This window comes from Ferrovum sp. JA12 (assembly GCF_001431705.1).
Taxonomy (GTDB): Bacteria; Pseudomonadota; Gammaproteobacteria; order Burkholderiales; family Ferrovaceae; genus PN-J185.
The window spans coordinates 653,301-678,127 of record NZ_LJWX01000002.1 but is presented as its reverse complement, the minus strand read 5'-3'; the positions used below and the strand labels follow the sequence as shown (position 1 = coordinate 678,127).

General features: G+C 44.6%; 26 protein-coding genes. 23 read left to right on the top strand and 3 right to left on the bottom strand.

Features of this window, described 5'->3' with window-relative positions; genetic code table 11:
* Positions 1-54 precede the first annotated feature (54 nt).
* The 20 genes from FERRO_RS08295 (at position 55) to FERRO_RS08200 (ending at position 18,532) form a co-directional block, all read left to right on the top strand.
* The gene (locus FERRO_RS08295) at positions 55-549 is read left to right on the top strand and encodes a YceD family protein (RefSeq protein ID WP_056930390.1); all 495 of its coding nucleotides are present in this window, start codon (positions 55-57) and stop codon (positions 547-549) included.
* Between the two features lie 25 nt (positions 550-574).
* Positions 575-754, top strand: a complete 180-nt coding sequence (gene rpmF, locus FERRO_RS08290) for a 50S ribosomal protein L32 (RefSeq protein WP_056930389.1) — start codon at positions 575-577, stop codon at positions 752-754.
* A gap of 26 nt (positions 755-780) precedes the next feature.
* Complete coding sequence (plsX, locus tag FERRO_RS08285) at positions 781-1,800, top strand: phosphate acyltransferase PlsX (RefSeq protein WP_056930388.1); 1,020 nt, start codon at positions 781-783, stop codon at positions 1,798-1,800.
* Entirely contained in the window at positions 1,800-2,762 is a 963-nt protein-coding gene (locus FERRO_RS08280; protein ID WP_056930387.1) for a beta-ketoacyl-ACP synthase III, read from the top strand. The genes plsX and FERRO_RS08280 overlap by 1 nt, the downstream gene beginning before the upstream one ends.
* Before the next feature lie 13 nt (positions 2,763-2,775).
* Entirely contained in the window at positions 2,776-3,702 is a 927-nt protein-coding gene (fabD, locus tag FERRO_RS08275) for an ACP S-malonyltransferase (protein ID WP_056930386.1), read from the top strand.
* A gap of 2 nt (positions 3,703-3,704) precedes the next feature.
* A complete protein-coding gene (gene fabG, locus FERRO_RS08270; RefSeq protein ID WP_056930385.1) occupies positions 3,705-4,448 on the top strand; it encodes a 3-oxoacyl-ACP reductase FabG in 744 nt (247 codons plus the stop codon).
* A 78-nt stretch (positions 4,449-4,526) separates the two neighbouring features.
* Entirely contained in the window at positions 4,527-4,766 is a 240-nt protein-coding gene (gene acpP / locus FERRO_RS08265; RefSeq protein WP_056930384.1) for an acyl carrier protein, read from the top strand.
* 64 nt (positions 4,767-4,830) lie between these two features.
* Positions 4,831-6,072 carry a beta-ketoacyl-ACP synthase II gene (gene fabF, locus FERRO_RS08260; RefSeq protein ID WP_056930383.1) on the top strand — a complete coding sequence of 414 codons (1,242 nt, stop codon included), beginning with the start codon at positions 4,831-4,833 and terminating at the stop codon, positions 6,070-6,072.
* Positions 6,073-6,120: 48 nt separating this feature from the next.
* Positions 6,121-7,080 (top strand): endolytic transglycosylase MltG, encoded by a 960-nt coding sequence (gene mltG, locus FERRO_RS08255; protein ID WP_160318128.1) that lies wholly within the window; start codon positions 6,121-6,123, stop codon positions 7,078-7,080.
* Positions 7,081-7,090: 10 nt separating this feature from the next.
* Positions 7,091-7,708 (top strand): dTMP kinase, encoded by a 618-nt coding sequence (gene tmk / locus FERRO_RS08250; protein ID WP_056930381.1) that lies wholly within the window; start codon positions 7,091-7,093, stop codon positions 7,706-7,708.
* Positions 7,702-8,706, top strand: coding sequence for a hypothetical protein (locus FERRO_RS08245; RefSeq protein ID WP_056930380.1), 1,005 nt, complete (start codon positions 7,702-7,704; stop codon positions 8,704-8,706). Before tmk ends, FERRO_RS08245 begins: the two co-directional genes overlap by 7 nt.
* Before the next feature lie 9 nt (positions 8,707-8,715).
* A complete protein-coding gene (locus FERRO_RS08240; RefSeq protein WP_056930379.1) occupies positions 8,716-9,480 on the top strand; it encodes a TatD family hydrolase in 765 nt (254 codons plus the stop codon).
* Positions 9,481-9,527: 47 nt separating this feature from the next.
* Entirely contained in the window at positions 9,528-10,052 is a 525-nt protein-coding gene (locus FERRO_RS08235; protein WP_056930378.1) for a cytochrome b, read from the top strand.
* An 11-nt stretch (positions 10,053-10,063) separates the two neighbouring features.
* Entirely contained in the window at positions 10,064-10,618 is a 555-nt protein-coding gene (locus FERRO_RS08230) for a YceI family protein (RefSeq protein ID WP_160318127.1), read from the top strand.
* Between the two features lie 15 nt (positions 10,619-10,633).
* Positions 10,634-11,506 carry an NAD(P)-dependent oxidoreductase gene (locus FERRO_RS08225; protein ID WP_056930376.1) on the top strand — a complete coding sequence of 291 codons (873 nt, stop codon included), beginning with the start codon at positions 10,634-10,636 and terminating at the stop codon, positions 11,504-11,506.
* 23 nt (positions 11,507-11,529) lie between these two features.
* On the top strand, positions 11,530-13,662 hold the full coding sequence (locus FERRO_RS08220; RefSeq protein ID WP_056930375.1) for a xanthine dehydrogenase family protein molybdopterin-binding subunit: 2,133 nt from the start codon (positions 11,530-11,532) through the stop codon (positions 13,660-13,662).
* Positions 13,663-13,669: 7 nt separating this feature from the next.
* Positions 13,670-14,464 (top strand): 3-methyl-2-oxobutanoate hydroxymethyltransferase, encoded by a 795-nt coding sequence (gene panB / locus FERRO_RS08215; RefSeq protein ID WP_056930653.1) that lies wholly within the window; start codon positions 13,670-13,672, stop codon positions 14,462-14,464.
* Position 14,465: 1 nt separating this feature from the next.
* A complete protein-coding gene (locus FERRO_RS08210) occupies positions 14,466-15,800 on the top strand; it encodes a TolC family protein (RefSeq protein WP_160318126.1) in 1,335 nt (444 codons plus the stop codon).
* Positions 15,793-16,962, top strand: coding sequence for an HlyD family secretion protein (locus tag FERRO_RS08205; RefSeq protein ID WP_056930373.1), 1,170 nt, complete (start codon positions 15,793-15,795; stop codon positions 16,960-16,962). Before FERRO_RS08210 ends, FERRO_RS08205 begins: the two co-directional genes overlap by 8 nt.
* Complete coding sequence (locus FERRO_RS08200) at positions 16,952-18,532, top strand: DHA2 family efflux MFS transporter permease subunit (RefSeq protein WP_082601252.1); 1,581 nt, start codon at positions 16,952-16,954, stop codon at positions 18,530-18,532. The genes FERRO_RS08205 and FERRO_RS08200 overlap by 11 nt, the downstream gene beginning before the upstream one ends.
* 134 nt (positions 18,533-18,666) lie before the next feature.
* Here FERRO_RS08200 and FERRO_RS08195 read toward each other — a convergent pair whose 3' ends face one another.
* Entirely contained in the window at positions 18,667-18,876 is a 210-nt protein-coding gene (locus FERRO_RS08195; RefSeq protein ID WP_056930372.1) for a hypothetical protein, read from the bottom strand.
* 132 nt (positions 18,877-19,008) lie between these two features.
* Here FERRO_RS08195 and FERRO_RS08190 point away from each other — a divergent pair, with 132 nt between their 5' ends.
* Positions 19,009-19,194 (top strand): hypothetical protein, encoded by a 186-nt coding sequence (locus FERRO_RS08190; RefSeq protein ID WP_056930371.1) that lies wholly within the window; start codon positions 19,009-19,011, stop codon positions 19,192-19,194.
* A 64-nt stretch (positions 19,195-19,258) separates the two neighbouring features.
* On the opposite strand, the gene FERRO_RS08185 is transcribed toward FERRO_RS08190, so the two are convergent.
* Positions 19,259-19,627 carry a DUF779 domain-containing protein gene (locus FERRO_RS08185; protein WP_204374809.1) on the bottom strand — a complete coding sequence of 123 codons (369 nt, stop codon included), beginning with the start codon at positions 19,625-19,627 and terminating at the stop codon, positions 19,259-19,261.
* 59 nt (positions 19,628-19,686) lie between these two features.
* Positions 19,687-21,207, bottom strand: coding sequence for an aldehyde dehydrogenase (adh, locus tag FERRO_RS08180; RefSeq protein ID WP_056930370.1), 1,521 nt, complete (start codon positions 21,205-21,207; stop codon positions 19,687-19,689).
* Positions 21,208-21,338: 131 nt separating this feature from the next.
* Here adh and FERRO_RS08175 point away from each other — a divergent pair, with 131 nt between their 5' ends.
* Both FERRO_RS08175 and FERRO_RS08170 read left to right on the top strand, forming a co-directional pair.
* Positions 21,339-22,415, top strand: coding sequence for a tartrate dehydrogenase (locus tag FERRO_RS08175; RefSeq protein WP_056930369.1), 1,077 nt, complete (start codon positions 21,339-21,341; stop codon positions 22,413-22,415).
* Positions 22,416-22,444: 29 nt separating this feature from the next.
* The gene (locus FERRO_RS08170; protein WP_056930368.1) at positions 22,445-24,826 is read left to right on the top strand and encodes a 3-hydroxyacyl-CoA dehydrogenase/enoyl-CoA hydratase family protein; all 2,382 of its coding nucleotides are present in this window, start codon (positions 22,445-22,447) and stop codon (positions 24,824-24,826) included.
* The last annotated feature ends 1 nt before the right edge of the window (position 24,827 follow it).

The following is a 24,827-nucleotide window of genomic DNA, read 5'->3' as shown; positions in this document are numbered from 1 at the left end:
GTAGTGGCATAAGTCTTTGACAATATAAGGTTCTTTGGTTAAAATGGAAGGCTTATGTTTATTGATTATACCTTTGACCCAACACGCTACGCTCTTCTTCAAGAAGAGCATGAGGGGCAATGTGTGCCGGAGGATTTACCTAGTCTTAAGGGTTATCTTAACAGCTATCACGGCAGTGTTGATTATAAAGTAAAAGGTCTGATGAATGACAACAATGTTCCTGTTTTAGAGGTGGAGGTGAAGGGTTTTTTGGACCTCATTTGCCAGCGATGTTTAGGGGGCTTACCCACTGAACTCAACGCTAAAACGAGACTTGAATTGGTTAAAGATGAGCAATATCTTCCTGAGGTGGAAAATGAGATTGCAGGGGTTGATGTTATTGTGGCACCACAATCTCTATCTTTGCTGCAGTTAGTGGAAGAAGAGTTATTGTTGGCTTTACCTGTTACGACGCTTCATGATTCTGAAAAATGTCACCACCTAGAGTCAGGGGCTGAGAAGACTAACAAAACCAACCCGTTTCAGGTGTTAAATCAGCTGAAAAAGTAAAAATTATTTTTTAGGAGCATACAACATGGCAGTTCAGCAAAACAAAAAATCTCCCTCTAAACGAGGCATGCATCGCTCGCATGATTTTTTAACAGGTCCCGCTTTGGCCACTGAGCCTACCACAGGTGAAGTGCATCTTCGCCATCATATTAGCCCCAATGGCTTTTATCGCGGTAAAAAAGTTGTTAAGACGAAAAACCAGTAATTCCTCTGACCAGCACTGATTGATCTATGACCGTTACGGTTGCCGTGGATGTAATGGGTGGTGATATAGGGATTGATGTCACCATTCCTGCCGCACTTGATCTTCTCGCGTTAGATTCTGAGGTCAACCTAATACTGGTTGGCTCTCAGGATTTAATCGAACAAAAACTAAAACGCTTACGTTTTCAGTTTTCTCCAAGACTCTTAATTCAGCATGCATCTGAAGTTGTCAGTATGGATGAGGCGCCGGCTCTCGTCTTAAAGAAGAAAAAAGATTCTTCTATGAGAGTGGCTATTAATTTAGTGAAAGAAGGAAGAGCCCACGCTTGTGTTAGTGCTGGCAATACGGGAGCGCTAATGGCTACGGCTCGCTTCGTTCTGAAAATGATGCCTGGTATAGAGCGTCCCGCCATTGCTACTAAAATGCCTTCCATTAAAGGGCATGTCTACGTTTTAGACTTAGGGGCTAATGTTGATTGTGATGCTGAGCATTTACAACAGTTTGGCATAATGGGTTCTACCCTATGTTCTGCTATTGAGGGAATAGAGCGTCCCACGGTAGGTTTACTTAACATTGGTCATGAAGCTATTAAGGGCGGTGAAGTAATTAAACATGCAGCGCAGTTGCTTGCTATATCGCCCATTAATTTCTACGGTAATATCGAAGGTGATGATATTTTTCGTGGTACCGTTAATGTGGTGGTATGCGACGGTTTTGTTGGCAATGTTGTATTAAAAACCTCTGAAGGGTTAGCTTGGATGCTAAGTCAGATGATTAAAAATGAATTTAAGAAAAATATCTTTACCCGATTAGCAGCCATTATTGCCATGCCGGTATTAAATAGTTTTAGAAAAAAAGTAGATCATCGACGCTATAATGGTGCCAGTTTGTTGGGTTTAAGAGGTCTTGTTGTAAAAAGCCATGGCGGTGCAGACGCTTATGCGTTTAGAAATGCACTCCAGTATGCCGTTTCAGAGTATAGAAACAATATTATTGAACGCATTGAAGCTACTATTAATTCAATTCAATTACCCAAACATCCTTAATGACAATATTTTCAAAAATTGTGGGAGTAGGAAGCTACTTACCCGAAACTATTTTATCAAATGCTGAACTCGAACATCGAGTTGAAACCAGTGATGAATGGATAAGAACAAGAACAGGCATTGAAAGTCGGCACGTTCATGGACCTAAGGAAACTACCAGTGATATGGCTTTTCATGCGGCGCAAAAAGCCTTAGCTGTAGCGCGTTTGTCTGCCCAGGATATCGATTTAATTATTGTCGCTACCACCACGCCAGATATGGTTTTTCCCAGTACAGCCTGTCTTTTACAACAAAAGCTTGGGGGCACTCATGGGGCTGCTTTTGATATTCAAGCCGTATGTACTGGTTTTGTTTACGCATTGTCAGTGGCTGATCAATTCATTAAATCGGGTCAAGCCACTAACGTCTTAGTGGTAGGTGCTGAGACGTTTACTAATTTACTTGATTGGCAAGATCGTAATACTTGTGTGTTGTTTGGTGATGGGGCTGGAGCGGTGGTGCTAACAGGGAGTGATACGGCAGGAATTTTATCAACGCATTTACATGCGGATGGTCGACATGCTGCCATGCTCTGTGTGCCAGGTCATGTTATGAATGGGGAAACCAGTGGCAATCCTACCGTCAAAATGGACGGTGGTGCTGTCTTTAAATTCGCCGTGAAAGTGTTAGCGCAAGTATCGCAAGAAGCCCTTAATGCGCACAACATGAGTATCGAACAAATTGATTGGCTCATTCCGCACCAAGCTAATATTCGCATTATTGAGGCCACGGCTGAGAAGCTGAAGTTACCCATGTCTAAGGTAATTGTCACCGTCCAACGCCATGGAAATACTTCGGCAGCATCTATTCCATTGGCCCTTGATGAAGGGATTCGTGAGGGTAAAATCAAACCAGGAGATACCTGTCTATTGGTTGGCGTGGGTGGAGGATTCACATGGGGATCTGCCCTGTTTAAACTTTAGGAGAAGTTAAGTAATGGCTTATGCGTTTATTTTTCCAGGACAAGGTTCTCAATCCGTGGGCATGATGAATGGCTTCGCTGAGTTAAGTATCGCTAAGGACACTTTCCTTGAAGCAAGTGACGTGCTAGGAAAAGATTTTTGGTCAATGGTTACAACGGGTACAGAGGAAACGCTTGCGCAAACTGTGAATACCCAACCTTTAATGTTAACGGCTGGCATAGCCGCCTACCGAACTTGGTTACACTTGGGTGGTACGCATCCCACAGCTTTGGCAGGGCATAGCTTAGGTGAATTGACTGCCTTGGTAGCGGGGGGCGCACTCAGTTTTAATGATGCATTAATAGTGACCGAGACACGCGCTAAGGCAATGCAAGAAGCTGTACCAGTTGGCGTAGGTGCGATGGCGGCTATTCTTGGCGTTGATGACACTGTGGTGGAGGAGATTTGCACTCTAGCTAAGGAGCAAGATGTGCTGGAACCGGCTAACTTTAATTCTCCCGGTCAGGTGGTTATTGCTGGGCACCGCTCTGCTATCGAGCGTGCTGTGAAGATGGCCAAAGAAAAAGGGGCGAAGAGAGCGGTGATCCTAGCCATGAGTGTTCCGTCTCATTGTTCGTTGCTGACTGAGGCCTCTGAAAAACTCTCTCATATCTTGGATACCATTACTGTTAGCGTTCCAACAATTCCTCTCTATCATAATGTTCATGCAGGACCCAGTCACTCACCCCAAGAAATCAAAACAGCACTGATAACGCAAATGTATTCTCCTGTACGATGGGTATCTTGCATCCAAGCTATGGCGAACCTCGGTATCACTACATTTTATGAATGTGGACCAGGTAAGGTTTTAGCGCCTCTTGTAAAACGTATCGATAGTCAGTTAACGGGGATAGCTTTAAATGACTGCAATGTAATGAAAAATGCTATTGAGGGGAATTAATCATGACACAAGTACAGCATATTGCCTTAGTAACGGGTGCTAGTCGAGGAATTGGCCGAGCCATTATGTTGCAGTTAGCAAAAAATGGGATCACTGTGGTGGGTACTTCTACAACAGATGCAGGAGCTAACCAAATTTCCGAGCTATTAAAAGAACACTCTCTATCAGGTTGCGGAATGGTACTTGATGTCAGAGAAGCTCCTGCTATTTTAGAATTAATTGAGACCATCAAACATCGCTTTGGTGCCGTATCTATCTTGGTGAATAACGCCGGGATCACCAAGGATATGCTCTCTATGCGGATGCGTGATGAGGATTGGCAAGATGTCATTGATACGAATCTTAGCGCAACATTTAGACTCGCACGGGCGGTGATGAGGGATATGATGAAGGCTCGCTTTGGCCGTATTATTAATATTGGCTCCGTCGTGGGTGCCACAGGTAACCCAGGGCAGGCGAATTATGCTGCCGCTAAAGCGGGTTTAATTGGGATGAGTAAATCTCTAGCCAGAGAATTGGGTAGTCGTGGTATTACGGTGAACTGTGTGGCACCGGGGTTTATCGAAACCGATATGACCCATGTTCTAGATGACTCACAACAAAAGGCTCTGTTGTCTGCTATCCCCTTGGGTAAGCTTGGTAAACCGGAGGATGTGGCCCATGCCGTGGCTTTTTTAGCTTCTCCAGAAGCCAATTACATCACGGGTGCCACCATTCATGTGAACGGTGGGATGGCAATGGATTAAATTGGTTATGCTAGATTGAAGATGTTCTGATAAAATAACGTTGTTTTTGTTACACCCTAGAAAAAAAGGATTAAACCCATGTCAAATATTGAACAGCGAGTCAAAAAAATTGTTTCTGAGCAACTTGGAGTGAAGGAGGAAGATGTTCAAAACAATTCTTCTTTTGTTGATGATTTAGGCGCTGACTCGCTTGATACAGTGGAATTAGTAATGGCTCTTGAAGAAGAGTTTGAGTGCGAGATTCCTGATGAAGAAGCAGAGAAAATCACCACAGTTCAACAAGCAATTGATTACGTTAATAGCCATCTAAAAGCGTAATAGGCAGTTAGATTTCTGGAGCAAAACTATTGTTTTGCTCCATTATCTTAAGGAATAACTCAATATGACGCATCGTCGAGTCGTTGTAACAGGACTTGGAATTGTCTCTCCAGTGGGTAATACAGTCACTGAATCATGGGAAAATCTGACAGCAGGACGTTCAGGTATCCAAACCATTAGTAAATTTGATGCATCACAAATGCCCTGTCAAATTGCCGGCGAAGTGCGTGGTTTAGATGTAAATCACTATTTAAATCCTAAGGAAGTAAGACGGATGGATACCTTTATCCATTTCGGTCTCATTGCGGCAATGCAAGCCATTGAAGATGCTGGGTTGTCTGCTCATCCTGTGGATGCAGAAAGACAGGGGGTTTGTATTGGTTCGGGCATCGGTGGATTACCTATGATTACCGATACCCACACCGCTTACCTTGAGGGAGGAGTAAGAAGAATTTCACCCTTTTTTATTCCTGGCAGTATTATCAACATGATTTCTGGCAATCTGTCCATTATGTATGGTTTAAAGGGACCTAATTTGTCTTTAGTAACGGCCTGCACCACGGGTAACCATAGTATTGGCGATGCGGCTCGCTTGATTGAGTATGGCGATGCCGATGTAATGATTGCAGGAGGGGCCGAGGCGGCTATCAATGAGCTGGGTATTGGGGGGTTTTGTGCTGCCCGAGCGTTGAGCACCAGAAACGATTCTCCCACCACAGCCTCGCGTCCTTGGGATATGGAACGTGATGGCTTTGTCATGGGTGAGGGGGCCGGTGTACTGGTGTTAGAGGAACTCGAACATGCTAAGGCGCGCGGTGCTAAAATTTACTGTGAGTTAATCGGTTATGGAATGAGTGCAGACGCACACCATATCACAGCACCGCCAGAGGATGGTGATGGTGCCAGACGAAGCATGGTGAATGCCATGAAAAATGCCAAAATTAACCCCGATCAAGTGGATTATATTAATGCCCATGGTACCTCAACACCCTTAGGTGATTTAGGTGAAACCACCGCCGTAAAGCGGGCTTTTGGTGAGCATGCAAAACAAATAGCTGTCAGTTCCACCAAAAGTATGACTGGGCACCTCTTAGGTGCTGCAGGGGGGATTGAAGCCGTTTTTGCTGTACTCTCCATTTATTATAATACGGTTCCACCCACTATCAATCTAGATCACCCAAGTCCTGAGTGTGATCTGGATTATGTACCACATACTGCAAGGCAGATGACAGTTAACACAGTCTTGTCAAACTCCTTTGGTTTTGGCGGTACAAACGGTACCTTAATATTTCAGAGATTTAAATAGACACCATAAAAAACGATCATGAAACGCTTCTTTAGCTGGGTCGTTTTTTTGGTTTTATTTCTATTTATTGGGCTCTCATACTCTCTTTTTATTCCTCTTCAACTCACCGTAGAAAACAGTATTTATGAGCTAAAATCGGGTTATAGTTTAAGAACTATTGCCAAAGACCTAGCACAAAAAAAAATTATTAGAGAACCCTACTCCTTTATTTTAATGGGGAAGTTACTGGGCATTCAAAGTCATATCAAAGCGGGCAGTTATGAATTTAGAAATGGCATGTCTGCCTATGAATTATTAACTAAAATCGCTCATGGGGATGCTATCGACTATGAAGTGAAAATTATTGATGGTATGAATTTTTCTCAGCTAAAGAAAGAGTTAGCTCAGAACCCAAATCTTAGTCATCAAATGGATCACTTAACAACAGAAGTGGTCCTCCAACAATTGGCAGGGAATAACTCTTCTCTCGAAGGGGTATTTTATCCGGATACCTATTTTTTTAATCGTGGTGATTCGGATATACAAGTTCTTAAACGCGCAAAAAACAATATGGATTCTCATTTGCGTCAACTCTGGCAAAATAGGGAGCAAGATCCGCTCATCCATACTCCCTATGAGGCATTAATATTGGCGTCTTTAGTTGAGAAAGAAAGTGCTGTGGTCTCTGAGCAACCCCTCATAGCCGCAGTATTTTTAAATCGCCTTAAAATTGGCATGCGTTTACAAACCGACCCCACAGTAATTTTTGGTTTAGGAAGTCGCTATAGCGGTAAGCTTCATCATCAAGATTTAAAAATTGATAACGTTTATAATACCTATACTCGACATGGGTTACCTCCCACGCCAATAGCCTATCCCAGTAAAACAGCGTTGCAGGCGGTGCTTCATCCGGCTCATACAGATGACTTATATTTTGTGGCCAAAGGAGATGGCGCCCATTATTTTTCTAAAACTCTTGCACAACATAATCAAGCCGTCTTAAAGTATCAACACCATCCATCACAGTAGTTTACAGAGAATGACACAACAAGCACGATTTATTACCCTTGAGGGCATTGATGGCGCCGGCAAAAGTAGCCATATTAATAGCATCAAACATTGGATTACACAGCGGGGCGTTGATCTCGTGACCACCCGTGAGCCTGGTGGGACACCCTTTGGTGAATACTTACGAAGCTTGGTGTTACATGAAAAAATGGATGTGATGAGTGAGACATTGATCATGTTTGCAGCGCGCAATGAGCATATCAAACAGGTTATTGAGCCGGCACTAAAAGCTGGTAAATGGGTGCTGAGTGATCGTTTTACTGATGCAAGCTTTGCTTATCAAGGGGGAGGGCGACAAATACCCTGGGACGTATTAAACACATTGACTCAATGGGTGGAAGCCAGGGTCCCGGATTTAACCCTTTTATTTGACCTAGATCCTGCTATCGCAAGACAAAGAGTGAGTCAGGTAAGTCCGCAGCCCGACCGATTCGAGCAGGAGCAAGCCCACTTTTTTAATCGTGTGCGGGAGGCTTATCTACAAAGAGCCCGTGACTACCCCGAGAGAATTGTTGTGGTGAATTCTGCTATTGAGTTAAGTCAATTAAATGCCTGCGTCATGGCTATACTCAACGAGAGATTATGGTGACCTTAGCCTGGCACGTCAAACCTTTAACAGAATTATTAAGCCACCGAGGACATTTTCCTCACTCCTTACTGATCCATGGACCACAGGGTATTGGTAAGGTGGAATTCTCTTATTCACTGGTTCAATCGTTGCTCTGCCTCGCACCGGTTAATCACCTAAGTTGCCAACAGTGCGTCGCTTGCCATTGGGTAGCACAAAGACAGCATCCGGATCTCATGATACTGAACATTGAGGGTAATGTTACCCTGGAGGAGGACGCTGCTGAGGACAAAGCAAAGGACAAAAAAAGTACGACTATCAATGTCGATGCTGTCAGAGATCTCGGTCCTTTTTTAACGGTGGGGGCCCAACGCAATGGTTACAAGATTGTGTTGATTGAGCAAGCTGATGCCCTAAATATAAATGCTGCCAATGCTCTATTAAAAGCGCTTGAAGAACCGCCGCCTAATGTACTGTTCGTTTTGGTGGCGGATCAGTTAAAAAGACTCTTACCCACTATACTGAGTCGTTGCCAAAAACTTGCATTAAGGGCGCCTAATGCAAAGGAATCCTGTGAGTATTTAAAGATTCCAGAGTTGGAAGCACTATCTTTATTGGCAGTCTATGGGACACCACTTAATAGCAAAAGAGCCTTAGAGCAAGGAGTAGAAAAACTCAGACACTCTTATCTTACGCTGTTAACGACTCCTCAGGTTCAATTAACGGAGTTATCTGTATTGGCACAAAAAATCCCCTTAGAGTATTGGCTTGATTGGACTCATAAGTGGTGTAATGACTTAATCAGTCAGTATTTTTTACAAAAAAGATTTTTTCATATTGATGTTGCTGTTAATCTACCCACTGTTGAGAAAGTGATAATTTTTGATTTATTGGCTTGGGAAAAACAGTTAAAACAGGCTAAGCGATCTCTGCGCCATCCCTTGGTACCTAAATTATTGATTGAGTCATTGCTAATTCCTTGGTTGTCCCTGAATCGATCACTGTATTTAAACCCTTGAGTTGTTATTATGTATATTGATTCTCATTGTCATCTTAATTTTCCTGAACTCAACAATCGTATTGATCACATTAAAGAGGCCATGCTTCTTGCCAAGGTGAGCAAAGCGCTGTGTATTTCTGTCAATCTTGAGACCTTTCAGGAGGTCATTGCAGTGGCTATGCTTCATGATGACTGGTATGCCACAGTTGGCGTCCACCCTGATTACCAAGAGGTGGAAGAACCTACGGTGGCAGGTTTAGTGACATTGGCGCAACATAAAAAAGTCATTGGTATTGGCGAAACGGGCTTGGATTATTTTCGCTTAGAGGGTGACCTTGAATGGCAGCGAGAGCGCTTTCGGGTGCATATTCGTGCAGCGCGTGAGTGTCAAAAACCCTTAATTATTCATACTCGACATGCCCCAGAGGATACTCTTAAAATTATGAAGCAAGAGTACGCCGCTCAAGTAGGGGGTATTTTGCATTGCTTTACAGAGTCTTTAGAAGTCGCTGAGCAAGCCATAGAGATGGGTTTTTATATTTCCATTTCAGGCATTGTGACCTTTAAAAATGCGCAAAATCTTAAAGATACGGTCATCGCCCTACCCATGGAGCGCTTGCTCATTGAAACCGATTCCCCTTATTTGGCGCCTGCTCCTTACCGTGGGAAAACCAATGAACCGGCCTATGTGGTGGAGGTGGCCAAGGAGATTGCAAGATTAAAAGGGATCAGCCTAGAGTCTGTGGCCGAGCAAACTAGCCAAAATTTTTTGACTTTATTTAATCTTAAATAGTTGCTACAATTTAGTTCGTACACGAACTAATTACTCTGGGAGTTGTTATGATAGAAAAATATACCAAGACGGCGGTAATTTTGCACTGGCTGATAGCCGTATTCATTGTCGTTGCCTTTCCTTTAGGTCTTTACATGTCTGATTTATCCTTGTCTCCTTTAAAGTTAAAGCTTTATGCCTACCACAAATGGATTGGCATCACCGTATTAGGTTTATTTTTTCTGCGCATTCTATGGCGGTTGACTCATCGGCCCCCAGCGCTACCTGATCGATTACAGGTCTGGGAAAAAAGACTCTCGCACAGCGTTCATGGAATAATTTATTTGCTGTTGTTGTTGGTGCCGCTAACGGGTTGGCTCCATAGCTCTGCCGCTGGGGTCAGTGTCGTGTATTTAAACCTGATTCATTTACCTAATCTCGTGGCAAAAAATAAAGAACTCTCAAATACGTTGAAAGAGATTCATGAAACCCTAAATTGGGTGTTAGTGAGTTTCGTGGCTTTACATATCTTGGGGGCCATTAAGCATCAATGGCGGGACAAAGTAAACCTTCTTTCCAGAATGACATTTTAAGGAATTCCACCATGAAAAAATCGCTGATCAAATCATTATTATGTTGTTTGCTCTGGTGCCTAGGAGCTTCGATAGTGAATGCTGAAGTCATCTCAACACAGAGTAAATTGTTATTCACCATTCAACAGGAAGGCTCTCCTGTACAAGGAGCCTTTAAAAAACTGCAGGGACAAATACACTTTGATGACAGTCAACCTCAGAATAGTCATGCCCACATCATAGTGGATCTTTCAAGTATTGATTTTGCTTCCACTGAAACGGAGGATGAAGCCAAAGGAAAAAACTGGTTTAATGTGGCTTTGTTTCCCGTGGCTGAGTTTAATTCTTCTAATATTACTAAAACCCAAGATCAACATTATTCGGTTGAAGGGGTTTTAACTATCAAAAACATTCAAAAAACCATTAAAATACCTATAGCATTGTCCCATCAGGGATCACTCTTGGTGGCCGATGGTCAATTTGTGTTGTCCCGTGGATCATTCCTGATTGGGCAGGGTGTTTGGGCGGATCCCGATACGGTGGCAGATGCCGTTATTGTCCAATTTCATGTGGTATTTACCAACTAACAGGATGCATTGATTATGAGTACAGTATCTTTTATTGGCCTTGGCGTAATGGGCTATCCCATGGCTGGACATTTACATCAAAAAGGTCATCAAGTGACCGTTTATAATCGCTCAAGCCAAAAGGCACAGGACTGGTTAAAACAGTTTCCTCAAGGAAAAATAGCCTATACTCCTCAAGAGGCTGCTGCACAATCGGACTTTGTTTTAATGTGCGTGGGTAATGACCAAGATATAAGAAGTGTGGTGTATGGTGAGGAGGGGATTTTGGCAGGCTTAAGGGCGGGCAGTCTTTTGATTGACCACACCACCGCCTCCGCTGACATTGCCCACGAAATCAGTGCAGCGTGCGCTCTCCAACAGGCTGCATTTATTGATGCCCCCGTATCAGGCGGCCAAGTGGGTGCGGAAAAAGGTCAGTTAACAGTGATGTGTGGAGGGGATGAGCATCAGTTTAAGCTGGCTCAGCCCATCTTGCAGTGCTTTGCCAAGGCTGTCACCCTGATGGGTGGTCATGGCATGGGTCAATTAACAAAAATGGTGAATCAAATTTGTATCGCAGGAATAGTTCAAGGTTTATCCGAAGCCCTGCATTTTTCACAGCAGGCGGGTCTTGATGGTCATTTAGTATTAGAGGTTATCTCAAAGGGGGCCGCCCAGTCTTGGCAAATGGAAAACCGCGGTAAAACCATGCTTGAAGACAAATTTGATTTTGGTTTTGCCGTGGACTGGATGCGTAAGGATTTAAATTTGGTTCTCGATGAGGCACGAAAAAATGGTTCCACTTTACCCTTAACAGCATTGATTGACCAATTTTATGCTGATGTACAACAACTAGGTGGTGGACGATGGGATACATCCAGTTTGATTCGTCGTTTATCAAAGAGTTAGTCATTATTTTAAGGCGATAAATCATGGCGTTATCAATATCAAGACGAGATTTCTTCAAGCTAGTGGCAGTGGCCGGGGGTGGTTTTGCTATCGGATTAAACCATGATGCCTTAGCCGATACTCAGCACAACACTTTTACCCCCAGCCCGTGGGTAAAAATCGAACCCACTGGTTTAATCACGATTTTAGTGGATAAATCGGAGATGGGGCAGGGAGTGAATACTGCTCTCCCCATGTTGCTGGCGGAGGAGATGGATGCTGATTGGCAAAAAATTAGAGTTGTGTTTGCGCCCTCAGACCCTATTTACGCTCACCCATGGTTTCATACCCAAGCTACCGGTGGTTCAACGTCAGTAAGAGCCATGTGGATGCCACTTCGTCAAGCCGGCGCTGCGGCTCGTGAAATACTGCGTCAGGCGGCGGCTAAAAAATGGCAAGTGTCGGTGGATTCCGTACACATTAAAAATGGTATTGCACATTCCGGTTTTCATCGCGCTACCTTTGGTGATCTCGCTAACATTGCGAGTACTTTGCCCGCTCCATCCGAGGTTAAACTTAAAACGCCGGAACAATTTAATTTTATTGGCCAATCTATCCCACGGGTGGATAATCTTGCCAAATCCACCGGTAGAGCGCGTTTTGGTATGGATATACAATTGCCTGGTATGTTAATTGCTGGGGTTATCAGAGCTCCTCATCCAGGTGCTAAGGTAGTGTCTTTTGATGCTGATAAAGCGCTTAAAATCAAAGGGGTTCATTATGTATTGAAAGTAAGTTCTCCGGTCAGTGAAGGGGTGGCGGTGTTAGCGAATAACACCTGGATCGCCTTTGAAGCCAGAAAGGCGGTCACGGTTCAATGGGATAAAGCCGTTGATAGCGGGTTCAATAGTGATGCATTACTGGAGAAAATGAAACGCCTGGTGGCTGGTGGCGAGCAGACTCTCACTGCAGTTGATCGGCAACAGTCAACGGATAATTTAACGGCGAGCAATAAGATTACTTCAACCTATTATGCTCCCTTTCTCGCCCACGCACCTATGGAGCCTCTTAACTGTACCGCTTGGGTTCAACATGATCAAGTGGAAGTCTGGGTCGGTACGCAAGCCCAAGGACCTAATCAACAAATGATCAGTCAGTTAACAGGTATGCCCACCCAACAGGTGCATGTTTATACGCAGTATTTGGGTGGTGGATTTGGTCGACGTTTTGCTCCTGATTTTGTGATGGAAGCCGTGGTATTATCTAAGCAGATTTTGACACCAGTTAAAGTGGTCTATGATCGCACCGATGATCTGACCCAATACTATTATCGCCCCGCAGCCCTATGTCAGTTGGAGGGAGCCATTGATCACAATGGACAGATCACTCACCTTCGGGCGATCACGGCCACTGATTCCATTGCCCAAGGCACGGGGTTTGAAAAAGCCTTGATTAAAGGGGGGGTAGACCAAACCTCCGTGGAAGGATTACATGATATCCCCTATACTATTCCAAACTTTAAAGTGGAGTGGGCTAACTTAAATTCTGGGGTCAGAACTTGGTTCTGGCGTTCGGTGGGGCACTCACAAAACTCATTTTTTAGTGAGTGCTTCATGGATGAATTAGCCCATCTTGCACAAGTCGATCCGTTGGAGTTTAGGCTTAAGCATTTGGCTAACCATTCTAGGCACTACGCCGTTTTACAATTACTACAAGATAAATCTAACTGGCATAGTACTCTTGAGAGCGGTCACGCTCGGGGAGTGGCTATCGTGGAATCCTTCGGCAGTGTCGTCGCGCAAATGGTGGAGATCTCTTTAGTGGATAATACCCCCAAGCTCCACCGGGTGGTTATTGCCGCTGATGTGGGTACGGTGGTTAATCCTGATACCGTTAAAGCCCAATTAGAAGGGGCTATGGTGTTTGGTTTATCTGCAGCACTCTATGGTGAGGTGAAGTTTAAGGATGGCCATCCACAGGTCAATAACTTTAGCGATTACCCTGTTGTGCGACTCATTGAAGTGCCGCCGGTTGAGGTTTATTTGATTAGCACCCATGACCATCCAGGAGGAGTGGGGGAGCCTGGTACGCCGCCTATTGCTCCTGCTTTATGTAATGCGTTATTTGTGTTGACCCAAAAACGTCATTATCAATTGCCCATTGTTGTTAACGCTTGAAATGCCCATGAGAAAAACTATTCTTGACTTGCAAGAGATGGCCCAGAAGGGTGAAAAAATTGCTATGCTCACTTGTTATGACTCAAGTTTTGCTCGTCTGTTAGAAGAGCAAGGCGTTGATGCGTTATTGATTGGTGACTCCTTAGGTATGGTGGTGCAAGGCCATGATTCACCAATTCCAGTGGCTTTAGAGGATATTGTCTACCATACTGAGTGTGTGTACCGCGGGTCACGCAGTGCCTTTATTCTTGCAGATATGCCCTTTGGCACTACAGGAGTCAACCCTGAGGACACCTTTAAGAATGCGGTGCAACTCATTCAAGCTGGGGCTCAGATGGTTAAAATTGAGGGTGGCGCCATGATGTGTGAAACCATTGAGTTTTTAGTGGCTCGCGGTATCCCGGTCTGCGCTCATATCGGGTTAACTCCGCAATCGGTCAATCAGTTAGGGGGCTTTAAAGTTCAAGGCCGTGCTGTGGGCCAGGCTCAGCAATTATTGCGCTCTGCCAAAATGCTAGAGCAAGCTGGGGCCTCGTTATTATTGATAGAGGCGGTACCACAACTTCTTGCCGATCAGCTTTGTGAGCAAGTGAGTATTCCTACCATTGGAATCGGAGCTAGCGCTAAATGCAGTGGTCAAGTGTTAGTTATTTATGACATGTTGGGCTTGGGGGGATATATTCCCCCACGCTTTGTTAAGGCCTTTATCAAGGAAACAGGTTCTATTGCTGAGGCAGTAAAACTCTATGTTAAAGAGGTAAAGTCCTCTCTTTTTCCAGCCGATGAGCATTGCTATAAATAATATGTCCTATAAAAAAGTTATCTTTTTTTTGCTGCTGATATTATGGAACCATACGGTTCATGCACAGAACAGTCTTAGCTTAACTCTTGAGGAAGCCATGGCTATGGCCGTGGCCAATCACACACAAAGCCAAATGGCTCGTTCCCTGATTGACGAGTCTATGGCTAATCAGCGGTTACAACAGGCACAATTATTACCTAACTTGTCTTTGTCTGCTTATCAACTACGAGAGAGTGTCAACTTAAGAGCTCAAGGTTTTAATCTACAGGGATTTCCCGTACTAATCGGCCCTTTTAATAGCTTTGCGAGCAGTGTCAATTTATCACAAAAGGTATTTGACTTAAGTCTATGGAATAATTTAAAAGCCTCGCAATGGATCACTCAAGAAACAGAACTCAAGGCACAATCCACCTTTCAGCAGGTAGCAGCTAATGCCGCCTATGCCTATATTAACTTGCTGCGCGCACGCGCGGAATTAAAAACCGCCGAAGCTAATTATCATTTGGCTGAGGAGTTAGAGACCTTGAGCACTGATCAAAAAAAGCAAGGGATTAGTACAGGTGTTGACGTGGTGCGTGCACAAACACAAACCACACAATATCAATATGATTTAAGAGCAATGGAATCCTTGGTGGATGACAGTCAGACTAAATTAAAGCGAGCGCTGGGCATAGATCTTGATACGCCCATTATTCAAACAGAAACATTAACGACACTAAACACCCCCATCCCAGACTTGGCAGAATCGATCCTTGATGCTAAACAATCAAGGCCTGAACTATTGGCAAGTAAGGCCTTAATGAGTGCCAGAGAGAGTGTTTTGCAGGCGAAAAAGGACGCATTTCTGCCCTCCGTTGAAGTACGTGGAGCGGTAGGTCCCTCGGGGGTCACCCCAGTGATTAATGACTATCATGTATACAGTGTGGGGGTTTTTCTGTCCATGCCCTTGTGGAATGGAGGCGCTACCCAGGCTGAGGAAAACATTGCTTTTAGTGAGTTACATCAAGCAAAACTACAACTCGCAGACATCGAAGCACAGGTGGATGAAGATGTGAGAATTGCTTACAACGCCCTGAGAACCACCCATGATGAAGTGATTCACGCTCAAAAAAATCTGCAACTGGCCACCACTTTAATGAACCAGTCTGGTGACCGTTATCGAAACGGTGTCGCCGATAACCTGGAAGTAGTAAACGCACAAACCACAATCGCCCAAGCCCGCTCACAATTGGATAATGCCTTGGCGAGTGAGCATATTGCATGGATTAACTTTGATCTTGCGCGCGGAAAAATTCGTTATTCTGAGCATGACACAGGACAGTCAAATCATGAGTGAAGTAGACAATACTGCAACCCCACCCCTACCTTTATATAAACAAAAACAGTTTAAAAAGTTAGTCTTTTGGCTCACTGCTATTATTTTTATTACTTTATTGATTGCGTGGCTGTATACCCACAATCGTGAGTCCACTGACGATGCTTTTATTGATGCCAATATTGTGCAAATCTCACCTCATGTGAGTGGATATGTGTCACAGGTGAACGTTAATGACAATCAATGGGTAAAACAGGGAGAGGTTCTGGCACTCATTGATCCGCGTGATTATCAAATACAGGTTGATTTAGCTCAAGCCGCATTAGATGCCGCTGTGGCTCGCCATGGGGCATCAGTGCATGATGTCTCACTCACCCAAGAGACCACCCACGCTGTGGTAAGCCAAGCTGTTAGTAATTTATATGCCGCCCAAGCGCAAGCCCAACAAGCACAGTCCTTGGTGGCGGCAGCCCTAGCACAAGCGAGACTTGCGCAAACAGATTTACAGCGCTACCAGACTCTCTTTGGCAAGGATGAAGTTTCAAAGCAAAAGCTTGATCAAGTGGCGGCGAGTGAAGTCTCTGCCAGGGCTAATTTGGAGGCGCAAAAGAAAGCGTCTCTCGCTGCACAAGCTCAAGTGGCAGTGGCCCAAGCAAAATTAAAAGAGGCCCAGAGTGCACCCAAACAAATTGCAGTCAAGGTAGATCAGGCTAAGGGGGGAGCCGCCAGTGTGGAGGAAGCCTTAGCCAATTTAAAAGCTGCCCAGCTCAATCTCTCTTATACGAGACTGGTGTCCCCGGTGACAGGACATATTGTGCGAAAGAATTTATCCTTGGGACAGTTGTTAGCCCCTGGCTCTGCCGTGTTGGGAATTGTTTATGGTTCTCCTTGGGTGGTGGCGAATTTTAAGGAAACCCAGCTCACTTCCATGCACAGGGGACAGCGGGTTGAAGTGAAAGTGGATGCCTTTCCTCATCTTGTGTTGCATGCTCATGTGGACAGTATTCAAAATGGGACGGGTTCACGCTTTAGTTTACTGCCACCAGAAAATGCCACAGGTAACTATGTGAAGATTGTGCAACGTGTTCCCGTTAAAATTGTTTTTGATGAATCATCAGATATATTGAATCGCCTGTTGCCTGGTATGTCCGTCACCCCGGTTGTGTATTTGAATGACCAGTAACACGGTACCAGGTAATTCCCCCGGTTCCTCCATAAACCCTTGGTTGGTGGCAGTTACTGTGGCATTGACGACGTTTATGGAAGTGCTGGATATCTCCATTGCTAATGTCTCCTTGCGTCATATTGCCGGAGACCTGGCGGCTGGGCAAGATGAGTCCACTTGGATACTCACCTCTTATTTGGTGGCTAATGCCATTATTCTTCCGATGAGTGGTTGGATCTCTAATTTAATGGGAAGACGGCGCTTTTACCTCATTTGTGTGGCCTTGTTTACAGTGAGCTCCCTCCTGTGTGGACTCGCACCCAATTTATTTGCCTTAATCTTTTTTAGAACGCTACAGGGTATTGGTGGGGGAGGGTTGCAACCTTCTTCACAAGCAATTTTATCAGACACCTTTCCTCCTCATCAACGAGGTATGGCCTTTGCCGTCTATGGTATTACCACGGTAATGGCTCCAGCCATTGGCCCCACGGTGGGCGGCTGGATTACTGATACGTTTACCTGGCGTTGGATATTCTTAATTAATGTACCCATTGGCATTATTTCCTTTTATTTAACGCGTTTGTGGGTGTATGATCCCCCCCATTTTACTGAACGGCGTAAAGCCCTGCTCGCCAGTACTTTCAAAATAGATGGCTTAGGTTTTGTTTTAATGGCATTGGGTTTTGGCTGTCTACAAATTGTTCTTGATAAGGGGGAACAAGAGGATTGGTTTGGTTCTCACTTTATTGTTCTGCTCACGGTGATTTCCGTGGTGTCACTGATCATATTACCCTTTTGGGAATTACGTCATAAAAATCCCATGATGGATTTCACTTTGCTGAAGGAAAGAAATTTTTTTATTAGTAATATATTGATCTTTATGTTGGGTTTTGTGCTGTTCTCTAGCACATTACTCTTACCCCTGTTTGTTCAAATCTTAATGGGCTATTCAGCCACCGACGCGGGATTGTTACTCTCTCCGGGTGGGGTCGCAGTGTTATTATTTATGCCGCTTATCGGTTACTTAATAAATAAAACCGATGTCAGAAAGCTTATTATGGTGGGATTGATATTAAATATTTTCTCGTTATGGATGTTTTCTCTCTTAACGATGCAAACCGATTATACGACCATGGCTATGCTGCGAATTGTTCAAGGGATTGGTTTGGGCTTTTTATTTGTCCCCATTAATACGGCAGCCTTTGCTGATATCCCACTGGTCAAAAGTAGTAGTGCTTCAGCGATGATTAATTTGTCAAGAAATTTAGGTGGCAGTTTTGGTATTGCCTTAGTGCAAACTTGGCTCAGTGAAGGCAGTCAGCGCCATTTAAATTATTTAGTGGGTCATCTGGATCCTTACCGCACACTCTATCAAGACCAAGTGAAACAATTAGAGTTGCTGATTCACCATTATGGACTAATGCCCTTTGATTTAAATCAAACGGCTAATGCCATAGTGTATAATTTTACTTACCAACAGGCACAGTTATTAGCCTTTATGGATAATTTTAAATTGCTTGGCATATTATTTCTGATAATGATTCCAGCGGTAATTTTTCTAAAAAAACGCGATCACTCTAAACAATAGCACTAATGCCTGGCAGGGTTAATTGTTTAGTGACTGGATGAATAACCGATATCAAGGATGCTTTGGGGTATCCTTTTCTATGGGCAATCGCGCTCTTGGGCATGATCCTAGACCGGTATGTACTTTAACGTAGCTCAAGGGTGCGCCTTGGGTACAATGGCCATAGAGCTTTCTTGATAAAGAGACAGAGTATTAATGCCGAGTTTCTCAAAGGGTAAACCCACAATATAAAGAAGGGGGATCCCTTCGAAGCCTTCGACGCTGATAACTTGTTGAATTTTATTAGCCCCAGTACCAAGACACCAGAACAAGTGGCCATATTGACCCGCGAGGGTTGCCCCCATAGCGTGCAAACCAAGGCCATCTTAACCCACAAGAGGGTTATCAGACCGTGGAACCCCCTTACCGCAGGACCATTCGCTTTACAACTTTCGGTGCCATCACTCAGCGTGGCAGGGTTCCATCGGTGTTTATTAATGGAGTACATTGCGGTGGCGCTGAGGACTTGGCGAATTTGTAAAACACCAAGGTCACTTAAAACTGTTGAAGAGATTCTCCAATTACCTTTCTATTACCCAGTGGCGGAGGAAGGTCTACGAACTGCCTTGCATGATGCACAAGGGAAAATAGAGGACGCTATTATCGAGTTAGCGGCAGCTTAAGCCGTTTATTAATACCTGAATCTTTTTCTAATGCTTAGGTCAGCAGGATAGGGCAGTTTTTTGACTAAAGTGGCGAGAGCTCCTTAAGTTCTTCCTCAGTATAGAGTCTCGAGCGAGTAATAAAACGCTTACCCGTAGGGCGCTCAAGGGAAAACATTCCGCCATTGCCGGATATGGCATCAATAATTAAATGGGTATGCTGCCAATACAGAAACTGACTGCGATGCATGTAAAAAGGGATGCCACCTATGTCCCCTAACTTAATGTCAGAGTCCCCCACCAAAAATTCCTTGGTTGGAAAAATCATCGGTGCACTGCCATCACAGCAGCCTCCGGATTGATGAAACAAGAGATCTGGACCATGTACTTTCTTTAAGTCTTCAATCACTGCTAAAGCTGCCTCAGTGACTGAGACGCGAGTAACAGTCATCATTTTCCCTCCTCTTACAAAATGTCAGGAGGGCTTGAGCCCTTCCTGACGGAGTATTAGTCTTAGAAAAACCCTAAGGCGTTCGGTGAGTAGGACACTAAGAGATTTTTAGTTTGTTGATAGTGATCCAGCATCATTTTATGATTTTCTCGTCCAATACCTGATTGTTTATAGCCACCAAAGGCCGCATGGGCAGGGTAGAGATGGTAGCAGTTGGTCCACACGCGACCTGCTTTGATGGCGCGACCCATTCTAAAGGCGGTACTCCCATTGCGGCTCCATACCCCAGCGCCCAACCCGTAAAGCGTATCGTTGGCAATGTGTAGGGCTTCAGCCTCATCTTTAAAGGTGGTCACGGATAATACAGGACCAAATATTTCCTCTTGGAATAGACGCATTTTATTGTGTCCCTTAAAGACCGTAGGCTGCACATAAAAACCCTGCGCTAAATCCCCGGTATGGCGTTGTTGTTCGCCACCGATTAAACACTGCGCGCCCTCAGTTTTACCCAGCTCAATATAGGATAGGATTTTCTCAAGTTGTTCACTGGAGGCTTGGGCACCGATCATGGTGGAAGGATCCAAAGGGTTACCCATTTTAATGGCTCCAACACGAGCAACGGCCCGTTCCATAAATTTATCATAAATAGACTCTTGAATTAAAGCTCGGGAGGGACAGGTACAGACTTCGCCTTGATTCAAGGCGAACATGGCGAATCCCTCTAAACATTTATCAAAAAAGGCATCGTCCTGATCCATCACATCAGCAAAGAAAACATTGGGGCTTTTGCCGCCTAATTCCAAGGTCACGGGAATCAGATTTTGTGAAGCATATTGCATGATCAATCGCCCCGTGGTGGTTTCTCCAGTGAAAGCGATTTTAGCAATCCGAGGGCTGGAGGCCAGGGGTTTACCGGCTTCCAAACCAAAGCCGTTGATCACATTAAGTACCCCGGGTGGTAATAGATCGGCTATCAATTCCATCACCACCAACAATGAGGCAGGAGTTTGTTCTGCAGGTTTTAGCACTACGCAGTTCCCGGCTGCAAGAGCTGGAGCTAGCTTCCAGGCGGCCATTAGAATCGGAAAATTCCAAGGGATAATTTGTCCCACCACGCCGAGGGGTTCTTTGTAATGATAGGCATACGTTTCATGATCAATTTCTGAAATACCGCCTTCTTCACTTCTGATACAGCTGGCAAAATAACGAAAATGGTCAATGGTTAAGGGAATATCTGCCGCCATGGTTTCACGAATTGGTTTCCCGTTGTCTAAGGTCTCGGCGGTGGCAATGGTTTTAAGATTGGCTTCAATGCGATCGGCTATTTTTAAGAGGATATTAGCGCGATCCGTAGTGGAGGTCTTCCCCCAAGCATCCTTGGCCGCATGAGCTGCATCCAGAGCTAAATCCACGTCCTTCTGGTTAGATCTTGGAATGTCACACAAATGTTGATTGGTAATGGGCGTGATATTTGAAAAATACTGACCCTCTACTGGTGGAACCCATTTCCCACCAATAAAGTTTTCATAACGAGTTTTAAAAGGATTCTCTACCGTAATACCATTGATTGAAATATGCGACATACTTACTCTCCTGGTTGATAAATAACAGTATTTATAATGACTTATAATTATTTGATTATTCTTTTTTTTACTTATTTTGTATCATACATTGAGTTAAACTTAGAAATTATAAAAAATTATTACATAATGCTATGACACAACATAAAATCGCCGTAATTGCTGGAGATGGTATTGGCCAAGAGGTCATGCCTGAGGGACTTAAGGCGGTCACTAAAGCTGCCCAATTACATCAGATAGATATTCAATTTATTCCTTTTGATTGGGCGTGCCAAGAGTATTGGGTGCGCCATGGAAAAATGATGCCGGATAATTGGAAAGAGCAACTAGAAGGAATTGACGCCATTTATTTTGGCGCCGTGGGATGGCCCAGTGTGGTGCCAGATCATGTTTCTTTGTGGGGTTCGCTGATACAATTTAGGCGAGAGTTTGATCAATATATTAACTTAAGACCAGTGCGTCTCATGCCAGGCATTACCCCCCCACTCTCTGGGAAAAAGCCCGGCGACATTGACTTTTGGGTGGTACGAGAAAATACCGAAGGTGAATACTCCGCCGTTGGGGGCGTGATGTTTCCGAATACTGAGCGCGAGGTGGTGGTGCAAGAGTCTGTTTTTTCTCGACATGGCGTGGACCGTGTGCTGAAATTCGCCTTTGAGTTGGCGCAAAAAACTCCCAAAAAACATTTAACCTCTGCGACCAAATCCAATGGCATTGCAATTAGCATGCCCTATTGGGATCAACGCTGTGAGGTCATGGCACAAAACTATCCAGACATCTGTTGGGATAAATATCATATTGATATTTTGGCGGCGCGCTTTGTGTTAAGTCCTGAGCGTTTTAATGTGGTGGTGGCATCTAATTTGTTTGGCGACATTCTCTCAGATTTAGGTCCTGCCTGTACTGGTACCATTGGCATAGCCCCCTCCGCGAGCTTAAACCCTGAACGACGATTTCCTTCTTTATTTGAGCCTGTACATGGTTCGGCTCCTGATATCTTTGGTCAGGGTATTGCCAACCCGGTGGCAATGATCTGGTCAGGGGCTCTGATGTTGGACTTTTTGGGAACCGAGCCACGCTATCGAAGAGCACACGATGCCATAATCAAAGCTATGGAAAAGGTGCTGTTAAACGGACCAAAAACTCCTGATCTTAAGGGAGAGGCTTCCACCCAGCAGATGGGAGAGGCCATTGCTGAGGTTATCCGGTAATCAACTGATTTTAATAAAGAGTAATTCAAATGAATTTAGTTATCCGAAAAATCGCGGTGCTTGGCGCTGGCGTCATGGGGGCACAAATTGCGGCCCATTGTAGTAACTTAAATATCGAAGTTCTATTATTTGATCTCACCAGTGACGCTGCCTCAAATAAAAGCGAGATCACACAGAAGGCGATTCAACATTTACAGACGATAAAACCCTCTCCCTTGGGCGATAAGGGGGTGGGGCAAAGTATTGCGGCCCTTAACTATGATGAGCATCTGCATCGTCTAAGGGAGTGCGACCTCATTATTGAGGCCATTGGTGAGAAACTAGAGTGGAAAAAAAGCCTTTATCACAGAATCGCCCCTCATCTTGCACCACACGCTATTTTAGCTTCCAATACCTCAGGATTGTCGATCACGTTATTATCGCAGCAGTTACCGCCAGAGTGTGCCCTACGTTTTTGTGGTATTCACTTTTTTAACCCACCCCGTTACATGGATCTGGTGGAGCTGATTCCCACGAATCTAACAGATCCAGTTCTAATGGATGCCCTAGAGTGCTTCATTACCAGCACCTTGGGTAAATCTGTGATTCGTGCGAAGGATACCCCCAATTTTATTGCTAACCGCATTGGTGTGGCTAATGTCTTATTTACACTCATTGAAGCAGAGCGTTATCAATTGCCCATTGATGTGGTGGATGATATCACTGGGAAAAAACTGGGACGTGCGAGCTCAGCTACCTACCGAACTGCCGATGTAGTGGGTTTGGACACCTTAATGCATGTGGTAAAAACACTTCAGGATTATCTTCCAAATGACCCCTTTTACCCGCATTTTGCTACCCCTAAAGTCATAGAACAGCTGATTCAAAAAGGCTCACTTGGTTCTAAAACAGGGGCAGGGTTTTATAAAAAAGAAGGGAAAGCAATTTTTAAACTCGACAGCAAGTGTATGAATTATGTGAATAGTGGTGAACAAGCAAACGAGGCCACGCAACGTTTACTTAAACAGCCCTGGGCCCAGCGCTTAATTCTTGCGCGATACAGTGATGACCCACAAGGTCAATTTATTTGGGCTATTTATCGAGATTTGTTTCATTATTGTGCTCTTCATTTAGAGGACATTGCAGAGTCCGCGAGAGACATTGATTTTGCTCTACGCTGGGGTTTTGGTTGGCAAGAGGGACCCTTTGAGATTTGGCAACAGGCTGGTTGGCAAACCATAGCAAAGTGGATTCAAGAGGACATTGAGCAAGGAAATGCTTTGTCTCAGGCGCCATTACCCTCCTGGGTCTTTGATGGCAGAGAGGGAGTTCATCACGCCAAGGAGTCCTGGAGTGCCAGTTTACAACGCAATCTACCCTACAGCCAATTAGCCGTTTATCAACGGCAGTATTTTCGTGAGAGGGTGTTAGCCAATAAAAATGAGGTAAAAGAGGCTGGCGATACGGTATTTGAAACTGATCAATTGCGTGCCTGGACTCTTGACTCAAGTATTCTGATTGCCAGTTTAAAAACCAAGATGCATACCTTTAACACTATGGCTCTAGAGTCTCTTTACCGTGCCGTCACCGTGGCAGAAAAGCATTACAAGGGACTTGTTATCTGGTCAGCAGAGGCACCTTTTTCTGCGGGGGGAGACCTGAAGGGTTTTCTTGAAGTCTATGCCAATTTAGGGGCAGAGGGCTTAATGCGAGAGGAGGATATCTTTCAAAAAACCATGCTCTCCTTGCGCTATAGTGCTATTCCAACCGTAGCGGCTGTTCGGGGTTATGCTCTTGGGGGGGGCTGTGAAACTTTCCTTCATGTGGATAGACGTGTACTTCATTTTGAGACTAACGTTGGCTTGGTTGAGGTGAAAGTGGGGTTGTTGCCAGGGGCAGGGGGCTTGACGTGTTTAGCGAGATTATGTGGCCAGCGCGCTATGGAACTTGATAACCCACGCGAAGCGCTCCCTCTATTACAGCGTTTTTATCAACAGGTGATGTTCTCGCACATCACCAATAGTGCGCGAGAGGCTTTTCAATTAGGTTACTGCCAGACGGGAGATGTGGTGGTACCAAACGCCAATGAACTCCTTTTTGTGGCCATAGAAAATGCTAAAACCATGGCAGATAGTTGCTATCGTCCACCAATGAAGAAAAGCTTTCCGGCTATGGGTCAGGACGGTTTAGCTACCTTAAGACAGAGTCTTATTAAGTGGCAACAAGGAGCTCTTATTTCAGAGCATGATATGCTCATCGGTGAAGCGATCGCTCAAGTATTATGTGGTGGGAACGTGGATACGGGCACTCTCATTAATGAGGATTGGTGTCTAAAGTTAGAAAGGGAGCATTTTGTGACATTGATGGGCTATGAAAAAACCCGTGAACGAGTCCAAGGGATGCTGGATACTGGGAAGCCATTAAAAAACTAAT